The following is a 19,822-nucleotide window of genomic DNA, read 5'->3' as shown; positions in this document are numbered from 1 at the left end:
CCCATGCGTTTCGCTCCTCCGCGCGCCGAGACCGAGGCCGTGGTCGTGCTCGCGAGTGCCCGGTGCCAGGACCGGGGCTCGCTGGTCCTGCGTGGATGGGCCTACGTCGACGGTGCGGAGGCGCTCGCGGTGGTTTCGGTCGTCGCCGTCGGGGGCGTCGGTCAGGTGGTCGCCGACGGGGCTGCCTCACGCGTGCACGATGACTCGGCCGACCTGTACCCCGGAGACAAGCGGGTCTCGCATGCTGACGCCGCGTTCGAGGCGGAGGTCGACCTGACGACGTGGCGCGGAGCCGGCCGGGTCGTCATCGAGGTCGTCTCGTGCGACGGGGGCCAGCTCGTCCGTCGCCCGTTCACGATTCGTCCGCCTGGCTCTGCTGCGAGGCACCTGCGTGCCTCGGGGGCGCAGGACGGATTCAACGTCAAGCTCGGCTGGTCCGATGTCGAAGGACTGGAGCTGACCAAGGTTGGGGTGAAAGCGACGCTGTCACAGGTGGAGGCGGTCGGCGAGACACTGCACGTCGAGGTCAGGACGGGTCCTGGCGCCGATCTGGCCCTGATCGGCGACGGCACGGGTGCTCGACCCCGGCGGGTCACCACGGTGGTCGGCAGGGTCGGGAGTGCCTCCCTGACAGCCGCTGACGCGTCGTCAGCTCGTCAGACCTTGGTGACGGTCGGCGCCGATGGATCGATCGCCCGCGTCGTCGTCCCGGCAGGGTGGTCGTCCGGCGACGCGGTCGCCGACGGAGGCCTGCGCCTCGTTCCGCGACCGTCTGGAGCGGTGGAGCTGAGGCGAGGACCGGTTCTCGCCGTGTCCGCGCTCGAGGCCACCGCGTCGAGCATCATGGTCACGGGCCGAGCCGAGGGGCTCCCGGACGGTGCGGTCCTCGAGGTACGGGGTTCCCGCGCACGGGTCGAGGTCGAACTCGACCTGGTGCGAGGGGAGACGACCGTCGTGATCCCCACGACTGTCAGCATCTGGCAGGGCAGGAGGGTCCCGCTGCCCTCTGGCCGCTACCAGGTCTGGGTGGTGTCGGAGGACGGGGAAGCACCGGTGGAGCTCGACGACGGACTCGTCGACTCGCTCGGGACGTGGGAGGACTCCGAAGCCGTTCGCGTGCGTGTCCTGCGCGGTCAAGGTGGCCGGATGATGCTCGAGGCCGCGCCCCCGCTCGCCGTTGACGAGCGGGGGGCTCGCGCGCAGGCTTTGCTGGAGCACGCGTACGCGACCTCGCCCCCGGCGCCGCGGCGGATGGCGTACTTCGAGTGCTACTACGGGACGAGCGCCACGGACAGCGCGCGGGCGATCCACGAGGAGCTGCGCCGGCGGGGTTCCGACCTGGAGCTGGTGTGGGGCGTTGCCGATCGCTCGGTGACCGTTCCCGAGGGGGGTCGCGCGGTCCTCCGGGACTCGCGCGAGTGGTGGGAGGTCCTGTCCCGCGCGCGATTCCTGACCTTCAACGCCGGTCTCCCGTATGGACTGCGCCGCCGGCCTGGTCAGACGGTGGTCCAGACCTGGCACGGAACCCCGTTCAAGCGCCTCGGCAGCGACCGTCCCACCTTCGGACCGGACGAAGAGGCCGGTCCGGCCACCGTGTGGAGCGTTGCCCGGTGGGACGCCCTTCTCGCAGGAAACCCGCACAGCGCCGACGTGTTCGGGCGGGTCTGGGGCTACGACGGTCCTGTCCTCCAGCTCGGCTACCCCCGCAACGACGCTCTCGCCCGCGCGGGAGCCGCGGACGTCGAGCGAGCGCGGCACGCGCTGGGCATCGAGGACGACCGGCTCGTCGTCCTGTACGTGCCGACGTGGCGTGACGGGAACCGCGTGATGGACCAGTTCCTGGATACCGATGCGGTGGTTCGTGGCGTGGGGCGCGATGTGACCGTGCTGGTGCGTGGCCACATGAACATCTCCGGCTGGGCGACCCGCATCGGCGGACGCGACGTGCTCGACGTTACGGGCTACCCGGAGATCAACGACCTGTTCCTTGCCGCGGATGTCGCCGTGACCGACTACTCGTCGATCATGTTCGACTTCTCGGTGACCGGGAAGCCTCTCGTCTTCCTGGTTCCGGACCTCGCCGACTACCGGGACCGTCGTCGGGGCACGTACCTCGACTTGGAGGAGTCCGGCCCGGGCCCGGTCGTCCGGACCACGGAGCAGGTGGTCGAGGTCTTGCGCGACCTGGACGCGACCCGTGAGGGGTTCGCGGACCGGTACGACGCGTGGGTGGCGACGTACAACCCCTTGGACGACGGCCGGGCCGCGGCCCGCGTGGTCGATGCCTTGTACGACGACCGTTGAGGCGCCACCTATCATCGACGAGAACGCCCCGGACCCTGACGAGACCTTGAGGTAGAGCAACGTGAGCAGCAGGTCCCTGGCCGAGCGCTCGCCGCGAGTGCGCGACGAGCGCGCAGCGTTGGGAACCCGCGCCGACATCCAGGCGCTCCGCGCCGTCGCCGTCTCGCTCGTCCTGATCTACCACCTGTGGCCCAACCGGCTGACCGGAGGCTTCACAGGTGTCGACGTCTTCTTCGTCATCTCCGGGTTCCTCATCACCTCGCACCTGATCGGCAGGCCACCACGCAGCGGACGCGACCTCGCGGGCTTCTGGTCGCGGCGGATCCGCCGTCTTCTCCCGGCGTCGCTTCTCGTGCTCGCGGTCACGCTCGTGGCCTCGCGCCTGGTGGCGCCGGAGACGCAGTGGGCTGCGACAGCCAAGCAGGCCGGTGCGGCGGCCCTCTACGTGGTGAACTGGCTCCTCGCCTCCGATGCCGTGGACTACCTGGCTGCGGAGAACTCACCCACCCCGGTGCAGCATTTCTGGTCTCTGTCGGTCGAGGAGCAGTTCTACATCGGCTGGCCGCTGCTGATCCTGGTGCTCGTCGCGCTCGCGTCCCGAGTACGCAGGTCGCCAACTCTGGTCGTGGCCGTCGGCCTGGGCGCAGTGGTCGCCGCATCTTTCGCCTACTCGGTGCACGAGACCGTGACCGAGCCGGCCAGGGCGTACTTCGTGACCCCGACGCGCGTGTGGGAGCTCGGGGTCGGCGGTCTCTTGGCCGTGCTGATCGGGAAGAACGGATTCGGCCGCGGCCGATCGGTCGAAGCCGTAGCCTGGCCCCCTGCGGCACGGGCGGTCCTCGCCTGGACGGGCCTCGCTGCGATTGTCTGGACGGCCTTCACATACACGGGAGCGACACCGTTCCCCGGGTGGCATGCGGCGGTCCCGGTGCTGGGCGCGGCCGCTGTGATCGCTGCCAATGCCCCCGAGGCCCCCGGCTCACCGGCCGGGCTGATGGCGATGAGGCCGGTCCAGTGGCTCGGTGACGTGTCCTACTCGGTGTACCTCTGGCACTGGCCGCTCATCGTCCTCGTCCCGTACGCGACCGGGTCGCCGCTCGGGCTGCTCGACAAGCTGACGATCCTCGTGGCCTCGCTGGTCCTCGCTGCGTGGACGAAACGCTACGTCGAGGATCGTTTCCGGAGCCCGGAGTGGGGACGACCTCTCCGCAAGTCCTACGTCCTCGGCATCGCCGGCATGGCGGTCGTCGTTGCGATGGCCGCTGCCCAGCTGGTCGAGGTCGACCGCGGCGAGGACGCTGCCCGTCGTGCGCTGGCAGCAGCGATCGCCGACGACGACCCGTGCTTCGGAGCATCGGCGCTCGCTCCCGGAGTCAGCTGCCCGCGGACCACGGAGGGTCCAGTCGTGCCTGCGCCCGCGCAGGCACTGAAGGACAAGTCCGATGCGTACGAGGAGGTCTCGGGCGGCAAGGACTGCTGGGCCAGCGCCCCGCGGTTCCCCGTCACCGTGTGCGAGTTCGGTGACCCCGACGCCGAGACCTCGGTCGCCTTGACCGGCAACTCGCACGCTGGACAGTGGTTGCCGGCGCTCCAAGAGATCGCTCGAGCACGCGGCTGGCGCATCACGACCTACCTCGCATCCCAGTGCGCGGCGGCCGAGACGGAGCAGCAGTTCGACACTGCGGACAAGTCGGGGCGCTGCTCGGGATGGGTCAAGCGGGTCACACGTCGTATCGTCACGGGCGGTTACGACCTGGTCGTCTACACGAATCGCATCTCGGTCCCGTCGGTCGGGAACGACATCGCCGGGAGCCAGGACGACTATCGCCGAGGCTACGAGAAGGTCCTGTCGAGCGTCCGAGCGTCCGGTGTGCCGATCACCGTCATCCGGGACACGCCGGCACCTGGCACGATCATCCCGGACTGCCTCGCCGAGAACGCCTCCGACCTGACCAGGTGTTCGGCGCCCCGTGACAGGTGGGAGCCCGCCGAGCCCGTGGTGGACGCTGTCCACGACCTCGACGACCGTGGCATCGTGCTTGCTGATCTCAACGACCGGATCTGCAGGTCGGAACGCTGTGACGGCGCAGTCGGGGGTGTGGTCGTGTACTTCGACGGGTCCCACCTCACGGCTACGTACGCCCGGACGCTCGCACCCGTTCTCGAGCGCCCGCTCATGAAGGCGCTGGCGCGGGGCTGACCGTGCCCGTGTCGCTAGGGTGGCTCCGTGGATATGCGGACTGTGGACGGACTTCCAGCACGACGAGACCCGACGAGGTGGAACCGGCCTGTCCACGACTACCCCTCCATCGACGCGCTGATCGCTGACCCGCATCCGCCTGGCGGCGTCCTGGCGGTGCGCGCCGCAGACACCGTGATCGACGTCCTCTACGACCCCCGCGGAGCGGGAACGACGATCGTCAGCTTCCACGCCGCGATCATGAGGACCGGCGTCTCTCTGCCCTACTTCACGGGCGGCAGCCTCCACGGCGACACCCCGGTCAACCGGATCCTGATTGCGGACCCCGCGCTGTACAGGCACGAGTCGTTGACGCTCGCCTGGTACGCCGGCACCGACACGCTCGATCTCCAGCACGAGCTTCCCCGGCTGATCGACCACCTCCACCGCGCCGCCGGGGGTACCCGTCGGCTGTACTTCGGGGGTTCGGGTGGAGGGTTCGCCGCGCTCTTCTACGGGGCGCCGGAGGAGGACGTGCTCTCGGTCGCGGTCAATCCTCAGACGATCATCGCGAACTACACCCGGGCTCACGTCGAGCGGTATGCGCGGATGTGCCTGGGCGCGGGCGACGACGCAGCGGTCGACGATGCCCTCGCATCCGTCGGGTCCGACCTCCGACCGGTGTACGCCGAGGCGCGCAACCGGGTGCTCTACATCCAGAACACGGGTGACACCCACCGGACCGTGCACATGGAACCGTTCCTGGAGTCCGGGTTGGAGCGACGGCGGGTGTGGACCGTCGAACGGCCGTGGGGATCGGGCCACGTCGCCGTCCCCGCCGACGAGCTGCGCCGCATCGTGTCGACGATCGTGGCTGCACCGGGCGACTGGGGGACTGTGATGCGGGCTCTTCAGCAGAGGCCCGCGCGCTGGTGGCGCCGGGCGGCCGACCCGGCTGACCTCGGCATCGCGTCGGGCATCCACTGGCAGGTATGACACGGCTGCGGGGTTGGGCCGCACGCTCCGGGCGAGCGGACCTCGTCCGTGCGCCCTCGACACGCTAGGGTGCTCGGATGTCAGGTAGGAGAAGTGCACGGACCATGAGTCGTCGGGCCGCGGCGGCCCTGGCGGATCGACTACCGGCGCCGCGTGACGAGGCGGCTCGCGCGCTGATGAGATCGACGAAGGACCTCGTCCTCGGACGCACGCCCTCCCCGCCGCGACGCGACGCTCCTCCGGCCATTCCGCAGCGAGAACGCGATCAGCAGAACGACTCCGGTGCGCCTCTGTTCGTCCCACCCGGGCACTACTACTCGCCGATCGTCGATGTGCGCCGGCTCCGCGGCCGGGGGAGTGACATCGAGGGACGTGCGAGCATCGCCGGCATCCATTTGGACCTCGATGCACAGGCTGCCGCGTGGGCCACGTGGGTCCCGTACGTACGCCGGTGGCGGGCGGGCGAGGGCAGCGAGACTCGTCGGTACCACTCGAACTCGATGTTCGGCACTCAGAGCGCCCGGCTGCTCGCGGGCGCCATCGGTGCCGCGCAGCCCCGGCGCTACATCGAGGTCGGCTCCGGATTCAGCTCAGCCGTCCTGTTGGACATCAACGACGAGTGGCGGTCGGACGACCCGATCGAGCTGACGTTCATCGACCCTCATCCAGAGCGGCTCGAGTCACTCCTCCGCGACGCCGACCGCGCCACCAGCACGATCATCCCGGAGGAGATCCAGGCTGTGGACCTCGCCGTCTTCGACCAGCTGGAGGCGGGTGATGTGCTGTTCATCGACTCGACCCATCTGGCGAAGACGGGGAGCGACGTCCTCACCGAGATCTTCGACATCCTCCCCCGGGTACCGGTCGGCGTGAAGATCCACCTGCACGACATCCCATATCCGTTCGACTACCCCATGAGCTGGCTCGCGGAGCAGAACCGTTCCTGGAACGAGGCGTACTTCCTGCGAGCATTCCTGATGTTCAACTCGTGCTTCACCGTCCACATCTGGACGGACTTCATGTGGCGTTTCGGCGCGGAGCTGGAAGACGTCGAGTCGCTCGACCTGATCGGGCCTGGGACGTCCTCCATCTGGCTGACCCGGGTGGCCGGGTGAGGACGAGGACAGCTGATAGGTAGCGACTTCCTGTCAAGCGGCAGGGTGAGGCGCCCGTCCCCGGAGGTGGGGGTGGGCGCCTCTGCTTCGTCGACGAGTCGGTGGTGAGCGTGTCGTTGGCGACGCGCGGTCAGACTGAGATGCGCGGGTTGGTGACCGCCGGACGGGGTGTTCGGCATGAGCAGGTCCGGGTGCCTAGAGTCGGGCGTCGCCCGGCAGGACCGGGCTGCTCATAGTTGTTTCGCGGGTGGTTCCGCGCGCTGCTTCCACCACGTGGTGGTCCATGAAGCGATCTGTGAGGGGTCTGCTCCTCGAGGACGGCCAACGACCAGCACCCGCCGGCCGGCTCGCGGGCGATCGCGACGTTGGACCACGACGTGCCGCTTGCGTGCTGCCGGACGGCGTTCCATCGGGCGTGGAGTCGCCGGTTGCCTGCATCACCACGAGCGCGAGCGGCTGGCGACGCGAGCTCCCAGCGGTCACGGATGGCCTGCCGGTGAACCGGTGCCAGTCGCCGATCTCACCCGCAAGCCCGAGCCCAGGCAGGTTGCTGACACCAGGCAAGCAACCGAGGCGACGTACCAATTGGGGTGAACTCGCTGTCGGCGGCCATCACCGTCTAAAGGCGACTCAGCAGGAGCTCCGCCGCCCGCACCGCCGCGTGACCGTCAGCGTGCGCGTTGAAGGTGCGGTTGACGTCCTCGAACGCATCGGTGTAGGTCTCGACGAGCCCTGCAGGATCCGTCAGCGCGTGTGCTGCCTCTAGCGTCGATGTGACGACGGGCCCCGTCTCGGACCTCGCCCACGGCACGAGCGGGGGGTGGAGAGCGGAGTACTCCTCGAGATCTGGTTGAAACAGGACGACAGGCTTGCGTGTGAGTGCCCACGTGAGTCGTAGCGGTGTGTAGTCGAGCACAGCAGCGTCGGCCACGAGCACCAGCTCGGCCTCGTTCGGGTAGTCGGTGACGTCCACCACGCCTCGGACTCCGAGGATGCGCTCGCCGCCCTGAGCGACCGCCGGCCCTCCCCGGACGAGGACCACCGACGACGGGCCGAGGGATGACTGGAGCTTCTGCACGTCGAGCAGGTGGGTGAGGCGGGCGGTGCGTGCGCTGGTCGCGCGGTCCGGGCGATCGGCGGGCGCGTACAGCACGACGAACGCATCAGGGGCAAGGCCGAGCCGCTCACGCACACGCTCTGCGACCGCGCCGTCGGCCGATACGAGGAGATCTGCCTCCGGGTCGCCCAGCACGGCGATCTCGCCGCCGAAGCCGAGGTCGGAGCGGATGGCGGTCTCTGCGTACGGCGCCGCGGCGACGAGGATGTCCCAGCGTGCAAGCCGTTGCTCCTCCTCGCGCACATGTCCCGGCGAGAAGCCGTTGGCCGCCCAGCGGGCGCGCCCGGGCGAGCTGATGGGATGCAGCGCCGCAAGGTTCATCCAGTGTCGCCCGGAGGGCGGGAGGAGGTTGTCGAGGGGTCCGTCAGCGACGACGAGACATGACCGCCGGACCTCGTCGGCCCACTCAGCGCTTCCGATGATCACGCGTCGGGTGCCGTCGGGGATGGCGACGGAGCGGTCGGACGTGGACCACACGACCTTGAGGCCTGGATCGAGGTCGGCGGCCGCGCGGGCGATCGCCGCGGGCGAACCGGCGGCGGCGAGACCGCCGCGACTGTGGAGCAGCAGCTGGCGGGCAGCGGGGGCCGCCGAGCGCTCGTAGCCGTGGAGAACCTGTCGGCGGGCCCAGCGGCTCCGCTCGAGCGGCCCGAGCCCGGACATGACGGTCAGCCGGGCCTCGCCGGTTCGAGTGACGGTCCAGCGGACAGTGGTATCAGGCGTCACCTGTTCGAGCGGGAGGCGGGCGCGGAACCCGGTGGTGGCACTCACGGGTGTCCCGTCGCCCAACCGGAGCGAGTACGAGCCGGACGGGAGGGGCTGCTCGGGGCCGCCCAGCACGGAGGCTCGCAGCGGAAGGAGGAGACGGCGGCCGAGCCCGACATTCCCCGCAACCGTGGCTGCGACGGCGAGGCGCTCACCAACGAGTCGGACCGCGGCCTCGTCAGCGGCGGCACCGGTGAGCGTGATCGCGAGAGAGCCGTTACCGGTGGCTGCGTCATCGATCGACACGCCCGAGGGGCCCTCCTCAGCGGGTGGCTTCGGCGGCTCCAGATCCAGCACGAAGCCCTCGCGTGCGTCCCACGACGGCGTCAACCGGTGTCCCTGGACATCAGTTGACGTGAGGCTCTGGGGCGCGGCGGAGCCGCCCGCGACCGGGCTCGAGAACACCCCGGCTCGAGTCACCGCGCCGACGGAGACCTCAGTCTCGAGGACCCACCGGCCGGTGCGCCCGCCTCGCGTACGGAGCAGCTGTTCCACGTCGATCACGACCTCGAACCCCGCCGGCGCATGGTCGGCCTCGGGCTCGGCGATGGCGGCGTTCGCCCGCGGCTCGTCGACGTGGACAGGTGAGAGGACGATCGTCTCCCCGCCTGTCGATCGCAGCGACAGTGTCATCCGGTGCTCGTCCCCACCGTGGCCGACGGCACGCACGGTGGCCCAGCCGCGAAGGCGCAGACGAGCCGGATCGTCCCACGACGCCCGAAGCAGCCGCGCGTCGAGCGCCGTCTCGCTGTCGGAAAGCTCGAAGAGCTCGTGAGGTGTGTCCGGATCGAGGTCGTCCGCGATGGGCAGGTCGGCCACAACCCGTCCGTCGTGGACGAGCGCCCTCGGTGGCCGGCCGTAGTCGCGGACGTGCTGCTGGATCGCTTCGACGTCGTCCCACCGCTCCATTGCGACGTGCCATGCTCTCAGCTTGTGGAAAACCCGGACCGACCGCCAGGCGTGGGGGGTGGCCATGGCGACGTGTCGTCGGTAGGCCTGCGCGAGGACGGCGCGGTACTCGTCGTCGGCGATCAGTGCGTGCTTGACGTACGGCGGGAAGTCGAGGTCGAGCACCCGACCGAGCCATGTCGAGAAGACGGTCTCCGACGCCTCACGCTCGAGGAGGTCCTGTGCCTGTGCCTTCACGGCCACCCGGTCACGGAGGTTCGCGAGCTGATGCTTCTGCTGACCGGTCGAGGTCTGGTTCTCGCGGATGCGCCAGTAGTAGGTGACTCGTTTGAGCACGTCGAAGCGCGTTGCCCGGACATAGGCCCGGACCATGGGGACGTGGTCCTCGTAGGCGCCGCGACCCTCGAAACCTCCGACCTCCTCGACCCAGAACCGTCGTCGGAAGACCCGGTTGCAGGCGATCACGTCCTGTAGCGCGTCCGGGAAGTCGTCAATGGTGATGCCGAGGCGGTCGCGCTCATGGACGGAGGCGGCCCATGGCGCCGCCGAGCGGGCGTCGTTGCGCACCCGGTTCACCTCGCCCACGGCGAAGTCCGAACCGGTGCGCTGCAGGGTCTGGACGGCATGCTGATAGGCCGTCGCGGGGAGGGTGTCGTCGGCGTCCAGGAACGTGAGGAAGGTGCCCCTGGCAAGCGTGACGCCGAGGTTGCGCGCCGGTCCTTGCCCGGCGTTCTCCTGGCGTACGACCCTCAGGCGATGGTCGTTGCTGGCGTGGCGGGCGAGAATCTCGCTCGAGCCGTCGGTCGAGCCGTCGTCGACGGCGATGACCTCGATCTCGCGCAGGCTCTGGGAGAGAACGCTCTCGAGGCACTCGTCGAGGTAGGGGGCCACGTTGTAGACGGGAACGACCACGCTCAGCGCCGGTCGACGGTTGCGGCCTCGCGCTGCCCGGGCGAGTCGGCGGACAGCGTCGGCGGCACGCGCGCGACGGGCGCGACGGGCGCTCAGAGGAGGTCCTCGCGTCCGACGTCCCGCCAGTGGTCGACGAGTTGCTTCACCTGCTGGGCCCGAGCCCGCGTGGTGACCAGGAGGGCGTCGGGCGTGTCGACCACGACGATGTCCTCGACGCCCAGCACGGACACGGCACGTCCAGACGTCACCACGATCCCGCTGCTGTCGACCGCAGCGACGTCCCGGGGGTCACCGACGATGCCGAGGTCTCGCTCCGTTCCGAGTACGGCTTGGGAGACTGCTGCGAAGTCGCCGATGTCGCTCCAACCGAAGTCGGCCCGGATCACGGCCACACCTCCAGCGGCGGCAACCGGCTCGGCGAGGGCGTGGTCGATGGCGATCCTCGTCAACGTCGGCCAGGTGCCTTCAAGCACCTCGTCACGGTCGGGCCCGTCCCACGCCGCGGCGATCTCCTCGATTCCGGCGTGCAACCGCGGTTGCTCACGGCGCAGGTGGTCGAGCATGACGTCTGCGCGCGAGACGAACATCCCGGCGTTCCAGCGGAACGTTCCTGCGCGGAGGTACTCGAGTGCTTGCGCTGCCTCGGGCTTCTCGACGAAGCGAAGCACGGCGGCAGCATCCGAGGCGGCAGGCAGCGCGTCGCCTGTCTCGATGTAGCCGTAGGCCGTCGACGGCGAGAGCGGGCGAAGGCCGATCGTGGCGACGAAGCCCTCCCGAGCGACGTCGGCGGCCTGTCGCACCGCATCCAGGAACCTTGGCTCGTCGAGGATCAGGTGGTCGGCTGCGAACGAGGCGACCAGTGCGTCCGGGTCGCGTCGGTGGATCAGTGCAGTCATCAGGCCGATCGCCGGCATCGAGTCGCGAGGCGACGGCTCGGCGACGATCTGCTCGTCGGCGAGGTCGGGAAGCTGGGCGACGACGGCCTCGCGATGGCGCGCACCCGTGATCACGTTGACCCCTGCCTTCCCCACCAGCGGTACGAGGCGGTCGTACGTCTGCTGCAGGAGGCTGCGACCGCTGCCGGTGAGGTCGATGAGGAACTTCGGGTGTCCTGCGCGTGACACGGGCCACAGTCGGGTGCCGGCCCCGCCGGCAGGAATGATGGCGTGCAGCGATGGCACAACGTCTTCCACCGGGCGGTTCCTCCTCTGCGTCCTCCACACGTGCGGGTCCAGACTAGTCGTCTGCGGATGTACGATCGCCGGAGGCGTTCGCTCGCCCTCCCGGGAGCGCCGCACGACCGACGAAGAGGTTGCTCGCAAGCATGGACCGTACGCCTGACGCCGAGCCAAGGAGCGTGGCGGTCTTCGGCAGCTGCATCACCCGGGACTGCTTCAACTCGCGGTTCAACCCGGGCTACAAGGAGACCTATCGGTGCGATCTCTTGCAGAACCAGATGTCGCTCCTCAGCCTCATGTCGGAGCCCGTCCTCGAGGCATGGGAGCCCACGCGGGTCATGTCCGAGTACGACCTCTGGAACGTTCGCACGGAGCTCAGCAAGTCGTTCCTGGTCGACGTCGTCCGGCTGCAGCCCGCCTACCTCGTCGTGGACTTCTTTGGTGATGCCCACTTCGGTTGCGTACGACTCCCCGATGGTCGCTTCCTGACCGACAACCGGTGGAAGGTCCGTCACACCGATCTCTACCGACGGCTCCGCGACGAGGGGCGTCTCGAGCAGGTTCGGGGCCGCGAGGATCCCGATGCCTACTTCGCCCTGTGGTCAGAGGCGCTCGACCGCTTCGCCGGCTTCCTCGCCGAGCACCTCCCTCGGTCGAAGGTCATCGTCCACCACGGCCATCACACCGGTTGGCTGGATCTTCCCGACCGGCCGCACCTGGTTCCGTTGCGTGGCGAGCACCGTCGAGCGCGACGGCTCCACAAGATCGACGTGGATTCCGCGAACGCGTTGTGGAGCCGCATGGACGCGCGAGCCGTGAAAGTCCTCCGTGCGGCCTCGATCGATCTCACGGGCGACGTGTTCCCGACCTACGACGAGCATCCGTGGGGACCGTTCTACGTGCACTATCCCGACGACTACTACCGGCGCTTCCTCGCCGAGATGCACAAGATCGTCGTTGCGGACGAAGGGACGGCCTCACCGCAGATGGTGGCGGAGATCGAGAGTGGCGCGCGTTCGACTCTCGAGCGGGATCTGTCTGCCCGGACGGAGCAGCTCGACGAGATCACGCGGCGGTACGGCGAGCTCGAGGAGGCGACAGCCCGGTTGCGTGAGCGCGTCGCGCGCCTCGAGCGCACTCCGTTGCGTCGTGCCGTCTCTCGGCTCCGCCGTAGCCGGGCTTGACGCATCGAGATGTGAGGCGCGCCACAGGCGGGTTACGGCGAGGTTTCGCGCACGTAGACTAGAAGCGTCCGTTTGTCTGGTACCCCGCCCGTGGGACTGGAACGAAAGGCACTTCGATGAAGTCCCTCCACGCCGTAGGCGTGGTCGGTGCAGGTCGCGTCGGAGCGGTGCTCGCCGCCCGGCTGCGCGAGGCCGGCCACGAGATCGTCGCCGCCAGCGGCCGATCCGCCGCATCGCAGACCCGCATCGACACCCTCCTCCCCGGTGTCCCGCTCCTCAGCCCTGCCGAGGTAGCGGCCCGCTCGGACGTCCTCGTCCTCGCCGTCCCTGACGACGCGCTCGCAGGCCTCGTCGCCGGGCTCGCCCTGGACGGTCACCTCCGCCCGGGCCAGGTCGTCGTGCACACGAGCGGACGGCACGGCCTCAGCGTGCTCGCGGCCGCAGCGCACGTCGGTGCGCGCCCTGTCGCGTTGCACCCCGCGATGACCTTCACGGGCACCGATGTCGACCTCGCCCGGCTCAGCGGCTGCGTCTTCGGCCTCACCGCCGCCGCAGACGACCGCGCGATCGCCGAAGGTCTTGTCGCCGACCTCGGCGGACGGCCGATGTGGATTCGCGACGAGGACCGTACGACGTACCACGCGGCACTCGCGCACGGCTCCAACCACCTCGTCACGATCGTGTCGCAGGCCATGCAGGTCCTGCGCCGTACCGGCGCCGAGGATCCTGCGGCGGTCCTACGCCCCCTCCTCACGGCCGCGCTGGACAACGCGCTCCTCTACGAGGACGCGGCACTCACCGGACCGGTCGTACGCGGTGACGTCGAGACCGTGCGCGCCCACCTCGCCGCTCTCGAGGAGCAGCCCGCGCCCACGATGGACGCGTACGTCGCGATGGCGCGCGCGACCACGGCGCACGCCGTCGCAGACGGGCGGCTCGACGAGTCTCGCGCACGCGCGATCCGCAGGGTGCTGCGTGAGTCCGAGTGGGATCTCCTCGCCACGCTGGTCGCCGACGAGGACTCGCGGACCGGCGCATGAGTATCGGCCCGGTGGTCGTCTCCACGCGTGGCACGCTCGACGCCGCGCTCGCTCCTGCACGCGCGCAGGGTCTGACGGTCGCCCTGGTGCCGACGATGGGCGCTCTGCACGACGGTCACCTCGCCCTGGTCGCTCGAGCCCGTGACCTCGCCGACGTGGTCGTGGTCTCGATCTTCGTCAACCCCACGCAGTTCGGCGCGGGGGAGGACCTCGACCGTTACCCACGTACCTTCGACGCCGATCTCGAGAAGCTCTCCCGAGCCGGAGCCGACGTCGTTTACCACCCCGAGGTCACCGAGATGTACCCAGAGGGGCCCGGTGCCGTCGGCGTGAACGTCGACCCTGGGCCGCTCGGGTCCGAGCTCGAAGGTGCCGTCCGGCCGACGCACTTCCGCGGCGTCCTCACGGTGGTCGCCAAGCTCTTCGGCCTGGCGCGGCCGGACTTCGCCGTGTTCGGCGAGAAGGACTACCAGCAGCTCGTCCTCATCCGGCAGATGGTGCGCACGCTCTGTCTCCCGGTCGTCGTGGTGGGATGCGCCACCGTCCGAGAGGACGACGGCCTCGCCCTCTCGTCGCGCAACCGCTATCTGGACAACGCCCAGCGCGAGCTCGCCGTCTCGCTGTCGCGAGCGCTGCGGGCGGGTGCCGACGCCGGTCCCTCCGGCGCGGTCGCGGTCCTCGACGCCGCGCAGAAGGCGTTCGGGGAGGCGGATGGCGTGGACGTCGACTACCTCACCCTCCGCGCGGCCGACCTCACCGACCCGCTCCCCGGTCAGGAGGCGCGGCTGCTGGTGGCGGCTCGTCTCGGGTCGACCCGCCTGATCGACAACGTCGCCGTCTCCCTCGGCGCGGACAAGGACACCTGATGCTGCGGACCATGATGAAGTCCAAGATCCACCGGGCGACAGTGACCCAGGCCGACCTGCACTACGTGGGCTCGGTGACGGTCGACACAGACCTGCTGGACGCCGCGGACATCCTGCCCGGTGAGCTCGTCCACATCGTCGACATCGACAACGGTGCGCGGCTCGAGACTTACACGATCGAGGGCGAGCGCGGCTCGGGCGTGATCGGCATCAACGGTGCAGCCGCCCGCCTCGTGCACCCCGGCGACCTCGTCATCCTCATCGCATACGCACAGGTGACAGATGCCGAGGCGCGAGAGCTCCAGCCGCGCGTAGTGTTCGTCGACACCGAGAACCGAATCCTCGGCACCGGCTCCGACCCGGCCGCGCCGGTCCCCGGCAGCGCCACGGTGCGCGGTGATCTCACGGCCACCCCGACCGCCTGAGCACCCGCTGCGCCATGATGGGGCAGTGAGCCTGCTCTGCCTCGACGTCCGAAACAGCCAGACGGTCGTCGGCGTCTTCGACGGTGACGAGCTGACCGCGAGCTGGCGCGTGGCATCGCTTGACTCGCGGACCGCGGACGAGTGGCACCTGCTCGTCCAGGGACTGCTCTCGCAGAGCGCCGCTGGGCCGGTCGAAGCAGTGGCGCTGTCGTGCACGGTGCCCGCGATCCTGCACGAGATGCGCCTGCTGCTGGAGCGCCACTACGGCCATTGCGCGGTCTCCATCGTCGAGCCGGGCACGCGAACCGGGGTGTCGATCTTGATGGACAACCCCCGCGAGGTCGGCGCGGACCGTATCGTGAACGCCGCCGCAGCCGGCGTCCTGTACGCAGGGCGACCTTGCATCGTCGTCGACCTCGGCACGGCCACGACCTTCGACGTGGTCGATGCTCAGGGACGGTACGTCGGCGGCGCGATCTCGGCGGGCATCGGCATCTCGCTGGACGCGCTCGCTCGGCGCGGCGCTCAGCTGCGATCGGTCGAGCTCGTCCGCCCTCGGGGCGTGGTCGCCAAGAATACGGTCGAGGCCATCCAGTCAGGCATGGTCTTCGGGTTTGCCGGACTGGTCGACGGGATCGTGACTCGCATGATCGAGGCGCTCGGCACCGACGACGTCGCGGTGGTCGCGACGGGGAGCAACGCCGACGTCGTGCTCGGCGAGTGCACGACCGTCACCGCGCACGTCCCGGACCTCACACTCATCGGCCTGCGCATCGTGGCCGAACGCAACGCCTGACCCGCCAGGGCCCCCGACTACCCTGGTCGGCATGACCGACGCCGTCCCGCCCCAGCACACTGACGACCTCCCGGAGCAGATGCGCGTCCGGCTCGAGAAGCGTCAGCGCATGATCGACGCAGGCGTCGCCCCGTACCCGCTGACGGTTCCGTTCACCCACACCATCACCGAGATCGTCGGGACCCACGACGCTGACGTCCTCGGCCCGGACGCGCACACCGGCCTCGAGGTCGCCACGGCGGGCCGGGTGATCTTCCTCCGCAACACCGGCAAGCTCTGCTTCGTCCGGCTTCGGGAGGGCAACGGCAGCGAGATGCAGGCGATGCTCTCGCTCGCGGAGGTGGGGGAGGAGTCGCTCGCAGACTTCAAGGCGCTCGTCGACCTCGGCGACCACCTCGCCGTGGAGGGGGAGGTCATCACGAGCCGCCGGGGGGAGCTCTCGATCGCGGTCCGCCGGTGGCAGGTAGCCGCGAAGACGCTGCGTCCGCTGCCGAACGAGCACAACCCGCTGTCGAACGACCTGCGGGCGACGATGCGTTACGTCGACCTCGTCGTGCGTCCCGAGGCCCGTGAGATCGTCCGGGCCAAGGCGAAGATCCTGCAGTCCTTGCGACGCACGCTCGACGGCCGCGACTTCGTCGAGGTGGAGACGCCGGTGCTCCAGTTCACCAACGGCGGCGCTGCCGCGCGGCCGTTCAAGACGCACATGAACGCCTTCGACCAGGAGATGCTGCTGCGGATCGCGCTGGAGCTCCACCTCAAGCGCGCGCTCGTCGGGGGCGTCGATCGGGTCTACGAGATCGCCAAGACCTTCCGCAACGAGGGCGTCGACAACACCCACAATGTGGAGTTCGCGATGCTCGAGGCCTACCAGGCGTACGGCGACTACCACACGATGGCGGAGCTCCTGCGCGACCTCGTCCGCGACGCGGCTCGTGCCCTGGATCGCACGGTCGTTCCCGGGCGGGACGGCGTGGAGATCGACCTCGAGGCCGACTGGCGTTGGGCGACCATCCACGAGCTCGTCGGCGAGGCGGTCGGGGCCGTCGTCGACGTCGACACCGACGCAGCCACGCTGCGCAAGCTGGCGGCGGAGCATGACGTCGCCTTGCGCGACGGCTGGGGTGCCGGGGAGATCGTCCTGGAGCTGTTCGAGAAGCTCGTCGAGCACACACTGATCCAGCCCACGTTCGTCGCCGACTATCCGCAGTCGGTCCGACCGCTGGCCAAGCCGCACCGCAGCAAGCCAGGCCTGGCGGAGGCGTTCGACCTCATCATCAACGGCGTCGAGCTGGCGCCCGCGTACTCGGAGCTGAACGACCCGGTCCTCCAGCGTGCGATGCTCGTCGAGCAGGCCGAGCTGGCCGCTGCCGGCGACCCCGAGGCGATGGAGGTCGACGAGGACTTCCTCCGCGCGCTCGAGTTCGGCATGCCGCCCGCCGGAGGGATGGGTCTCGGCGTCGATCGACTGGTCATGCTCCTGATGGGCGTAGGAATTCGGGAGGCAATTCTTTTTCCCGCGGCCCGCGAAGTATGAACTCCTGAGCACGTGAATTGTCGCCGAAGAAATGGCGGCGTATATTTCCCCTCATGGCCCAGAAAATTCAGGTGATCCTGGTCGACGACATCGACGGCGGAGAAGCCGAAGAAACCATTTCCTTCGCTCTCGACGGCGTTTCGTACGAGATCGACCTCTCGGCAAAGAATGCGAAGAAGCTGAGGGATGCTGTAGCCCCGTACGTCGCGGAGGCTCGCAAGGCCCGAGGTGCCCGGCGACGCTCCAGCGGAGGCAGCGCGAAACGTCGCGCGAGCGGGTCGTCGTCGGCGTCCGAAATCCGCGAGTGGGCGCGCGAGAACGGCTACGAGGTCTCCGAGCGCGGACGGGTGTCCGAGGAGTTGCGGGCGGCGTACGAAGCCGCACAGTAACTGCTCAGGCTTTGCGGGCGGTGGCGCCCGCAAAGCCTGTCACTCGGCGGTCTGCGCTGCCGGATCTCCGGGGACGAGCAGAACGTCCGTCGTCTTCCTGATCGCGGCGACCTCGATCGGCCCGCCGTCGAGATCCTGGGCGCTGTAGCCGAGCTTGGCGAGCTCGTCGAAGACTGCCAGCTCCTCGTCCCAAGCCGGGTGGCTCTCTCCCCAGCCGATCTCGCAGAGAATCACCGGGAGGGTCTCCCACGTCTGCAGCGCCGGGAGGAGCCCGCGGAGGACAAGGTATTCCGCGCCCTCGACGTCGATCTTGACGAAGTCCGGGACATCCTTGATCCCTGTGCCGTCGAATGCGCGGATCGCGATCGGTGTCGTCGTCATCTCCGGCTGCGTCTTGTCAGCGATCAGAGTGTTCCAGCCCAGGTTCCCGTCGGCGGCGACGAAGATCTCGGTTGACTCGTCCTGTGCGCCGAGACCGTAGGCGTGAACGATCGGTGTGTAGGCCTTGCCCGAGAGATTCTCTGTGCAGAGGTCGGCAAGGTTGCGGAGCGGCTCGAACAGATGGACCGTGCCGCGGAAACCCACCGTCTCGGCCAGAACCTCGGTGAAGAATCCGATATTGCCGCCGACGTCGAACACGACGCCGTCGACCGGCACATAGGGCTGGACGCTCTTGGCCAGGTGGACGTACGTGGGACGGCGTCGCTCGAACCACGCTCGTGCAGTCGATGCATCGACAGTCGCGCCCGAGGGGGGAGGTGACGGCGGAGGCGCCTGCGAACGCGAAGACACCGCAGGCGGCTGGGGTTGAGGCGCACCCCCGAGTCGCCGAAGCCGCTGCCAAGTCTTGTCGCCGACGATCGGTTTGACGATCCTTGTCGCGGTTCGCTTAACGGTCGAGCTCACGTGGACTCCGTCCCAGGGGTAGGAATTCGGATCACAGTACCCACGAACCACGGGAGGTGGGAAGCCGCTCGGCAGGTCTCAGTCGAGCATGTTCACCACGTCGCGGGCGATGCGTTCCCCCGCGTGGCCGTCCCAGAGCGGCGGAACGGGCCACGTGGTCGGGCGACCAGCGGCGAGCGCCTTGGCGGCTGCGGCCGGCAGGGACTGAGGATTCACCAGCTGGTTGGTACCGTCCGTGATGGTGACCGGGCGCTCGGTGTTCGGACGAAGAGTCAGGCAGGGGACGCCGAGAACGGTCGTCTCCTCCTGGATGCCGCCGGAGTCGGTGACGACGAGCGCGGAGTCGGCGACCAGCCCGAGGAACTCGGTGTAGCCGACAGGATCGACGGCGTGGACCCGTGGATGCGCCAAGAGGCCCGACTGCTCCAGGCGTGCGGCGCCGCGGGGGTGAACCGGCAGCACGATGTCGATCTCGTCGGCGACCGAGGTGAGCGCCTCGACGAGCGGCTTGAGAGCTGCCGGATCGTCCACGTTGCCCGGGCGGTGAAGGGTTGCGACGCCGTACCTGTCGGCGAGACCGAGCTCGTCGCGCACCCGTGAGCCGTCGAACCTGTCGCGGTGGGCCAGCAGTGTGTCGATCATGGGGTTGCCCACCAGGCGGATCTTGTCGGCGGAGACGCCCTCGTTGCCCAGGTGGGCGACCGCGTCAGCGCTCGTGGCGTAGAGGCGGTCCGCCAGACGGTCCGTCACCACCCGGTTGATCTCCTCGGGCATCGTCCAGTCGAAGGACCGAAGGCCCGCCTCGACGTGCGCGATCCCGATGCCCAGCTTGGAAGCGACGAGCGCGGCAGCAAGTGTGGAGTTGACGTCGCCGTAGACCATGACCAGTGTTGGACGGTCCTCCAGCACCACGGCCTCGAGCGCGGTCATGATCGCAGCAGTCTGCGACGCGTGGCTACCCGAGCCGACTCCCAGGTTCACATCGGGATGCGGGAGTCCGAGCTCGCGGAAGAACACGGCGGACATGTTGTCGTCGTAGTGCTGGCCGGTGTGGACGAGCTTCTGCGCAACCCCACGCTCTGCGAGCGCGGCGACGACCGGAGCAGCCTTGGGAAAGTTCGGCCGCGCACCGGTGATGTGCATGACGAGGTCTGACATGGTTCCTTCTGGGCTGGACGTGAGGGCGGGGTGGGGCACTGTGTCA

Annotated in this window: 15 protein-coding genes; 11 read left to right on the top strand and 4 right to left on the bottom strand. The window is 69.2% G+C overall.

What is annotated here, in order from left to right:
* Positions 1–3: 3 nt before the first annotated feature.
* The 4 genes from GH747_RS00135 (at position 4) to GH747_RS00120 (ending at position 6,594) form a co-directional block, all read left to right on the top strand.
* Complete coding sequence (locus GH747_RS00135) at positions 4–2,304, top strand: CDP-glycerol glycerophosphotransferase family protein (RefSeq protein WP_149767155.1); 2,301 nt, start codon at positions 4–6, stop codon at positions 2,302–2,304.
* A 61-nt stretch (positions 2,305–2,365) separates the two neighbouring features.
* Positions 2,366–4,504 carry an acyltransferase family protein gene (locus GH747_RS00130; protein ID WP_149767153.1) on the top strand — a complete coding sequence of 713 codons (2,139 nt, stop codon included), beginning with the start codon at positions 2,366–2,368 and terminating at the stop codon, positions 4,502–4,504.
* Between the two features lie 27 nt (positions 4,505–4,531).
* Entirely contained in the window at positions 4,532–5,479 is a 948-nt protein-coding gene (locus GH747_RS00125) for a hypothetical protein (protein WP_149767151.1), read from the top strand.
* 176 nt (positions 5,480–5,655) lie between these two features.
* Entirely contained in the window at positions 5,656–6,594 is a 939-nt protein-coding gene (locus GH747_RS00120; protein ID WP_163695211.1) for a class I SAM-dependent methyltransferase, read from the top strand.
* A 619-nt stretch (positions 6,595–7,213) separates the two neighbouring features.
* Here the strand turns inward: GH747_RS00120 and GH747_RS00115 are convergent.
* Together GH747_RS00115 and GH747_RS00110 are read right to left on the bottom strand one after the other, a co-directional pair.
* Positions 7,214–10,297: a bifunctional glycosyltransferase/CDP-glycerol:glycerophosphate glycerophosphotransferase gene (locus GH747_RS00115; RefSeq protein ID WP_149767148.1), complete on the bottom strand. Its 3,084-nt coding sequence runs from the start codon at positions 10,295–10,297 to the stop codon at positions 7,214–7,216.
* Between the two features lie 92 nt (positions 10,298–10,389).
* Positions 10,390–11,490, bottom strand: a complete 1,101-nt coding sequence (locus GH747_RS00110; protein ID WP_149767146.1) for a mannose-1-phosphate guanylyltransferase — start codon at positions 11,488–11,490, stop codon at positions 10,390–10,392.
* Positions 11,491–11,621: 131 nt separating this feature from the next.
* Between GH747_RS00110 and GH747_RS00105 the strand changes: the two genes are divergently transcribed.
* From GH747_RS00105 to GH747_RS00075, 7 genes are all read left to right on the top strand, one after another.
* Positions 11,622–12,659 (top strand): DUF6270 domain-containing protein, encoded by a 1,038-nt coding sequence (locus GH747_RS00105; RefSeq protein ID WP_149767144.1) that lies wholly within the window; start codon positions 11,622–11,624, stop codon positions 12,657–12,659.
* A 116-nt stretch (positions 12,660–12,775) separates the two neighbouring features.
* Positions 12,776–13,699: a Rossmann-like and DUF2520 domain-containing protein gene (locus GH747_RS00100; RefSeq protein ID WP_149767142.1), complete on the top strand. Its 924-nt coding sequence runs from the start codon at positions 12,776–12,778 to the stop codon at positions 13,697–13,699.
* Positions 13,696–14,565: a pantoate--beta-alanine ligase gene (panC, locus tag GH747_RS00095; RefSeq protein WP_149767141.1), complete on the top strand. Its 870-nt coding sequence runs from the start codon at positions 13,696–13,698 to the stop codon at positions 14,563–14,565. The genes GH747_RS00100 and panC overlap by 4 nt, the downstream gene beginning before the upstream one ends.
* Entirely contained in the window at positions 14,565–14,990 is a 426-nt protein-coding gene (gene panD, locus GH747_RS00090) for an aspartate 1-decarboxylase (RefSeq protein WP_149767139.1), read from the top strand. Before panC ends, panD begins: the two co-directional genes overlap by 1 nt.
* A gap of 25 nt (positions 14,991–15,015) precedes the next feature.
* Positions 15,016–15,786, top strand: a complete 771-nt coding sequence (locus tag GH747_RS00085) for a type III pantothenate kinase (protein WP_149767137.1) — start codon at positions 15,016–15,018, stop codon at positions 15,784–15,786.
* A gap of 31 nt (positions 15,787–15,817) precedes the next feature.
* Positions 15,818–17,323 (top strand): lysine--tRNA ligase, encoded by a 1,506-nt coding sequence (lysS, locus tag GH747_RS00080; protein WP_149767135.1) that lies wholly within the window; start codon positions 15,818–15,820, stop codon positions 17,321–17,323.
* 53 nt (positions 17,324–17,376) lie between these two features.
* A complete protein-coding gene (locus GH747_RS00075) occupies positions 17,377–17,712 on the top strand; it encodes a histone-like nucleoid-structuring protein Lsr2 (RefSeq protein ID WP_149767133.1) in 336 nt (111 codons plus the stop codon).
* A gap of 39 nt (positions 17,713–17,751) precedes the next feature.
* Here the strand turns inward: GH747_RS00075 and GH747_RS00070 are convergent, their stop codons facing one another.
* A complete protein-coding gene (locus tag GH747_RS00070; RefSeq protein ID WP_163695209.1) occupies positions 17,752–18,369 on the bottom strand; it encodes an FkbM family methyltransferase in 618 nt (205 codons plus the stop codon).
* A 327-nt stretch (positions 18,370–18,696) separates the two neighbouring features.
* Positions 18,697–19,776, bottom strand: coding sequence for a non-hydrolyzing UDP-N-acetylglucosamine 2-epimerase (wecB, locus tag GH747_RS00065; protein WP_149767129.1), 1,080 nt, complete (start codon positions 19,774–19,776; stop codon positions 18,697–18,699).
* Positions 19,777–19,822: the final 46 nt, after the last annotated feature.

It is taken from the genome of Mumia xiangluensis (assembly GCF_010994095.1).
GTDB classification, from domain to species: Bacteria; Actinomycetota; Actinomycetes; order Propionibacteriales; family Nocardioidaceae; genus Mumia; species Mumia xiangluensis.
This window is presented reverse-complemented; position numbering and strand designations above follow the sequence as displayed.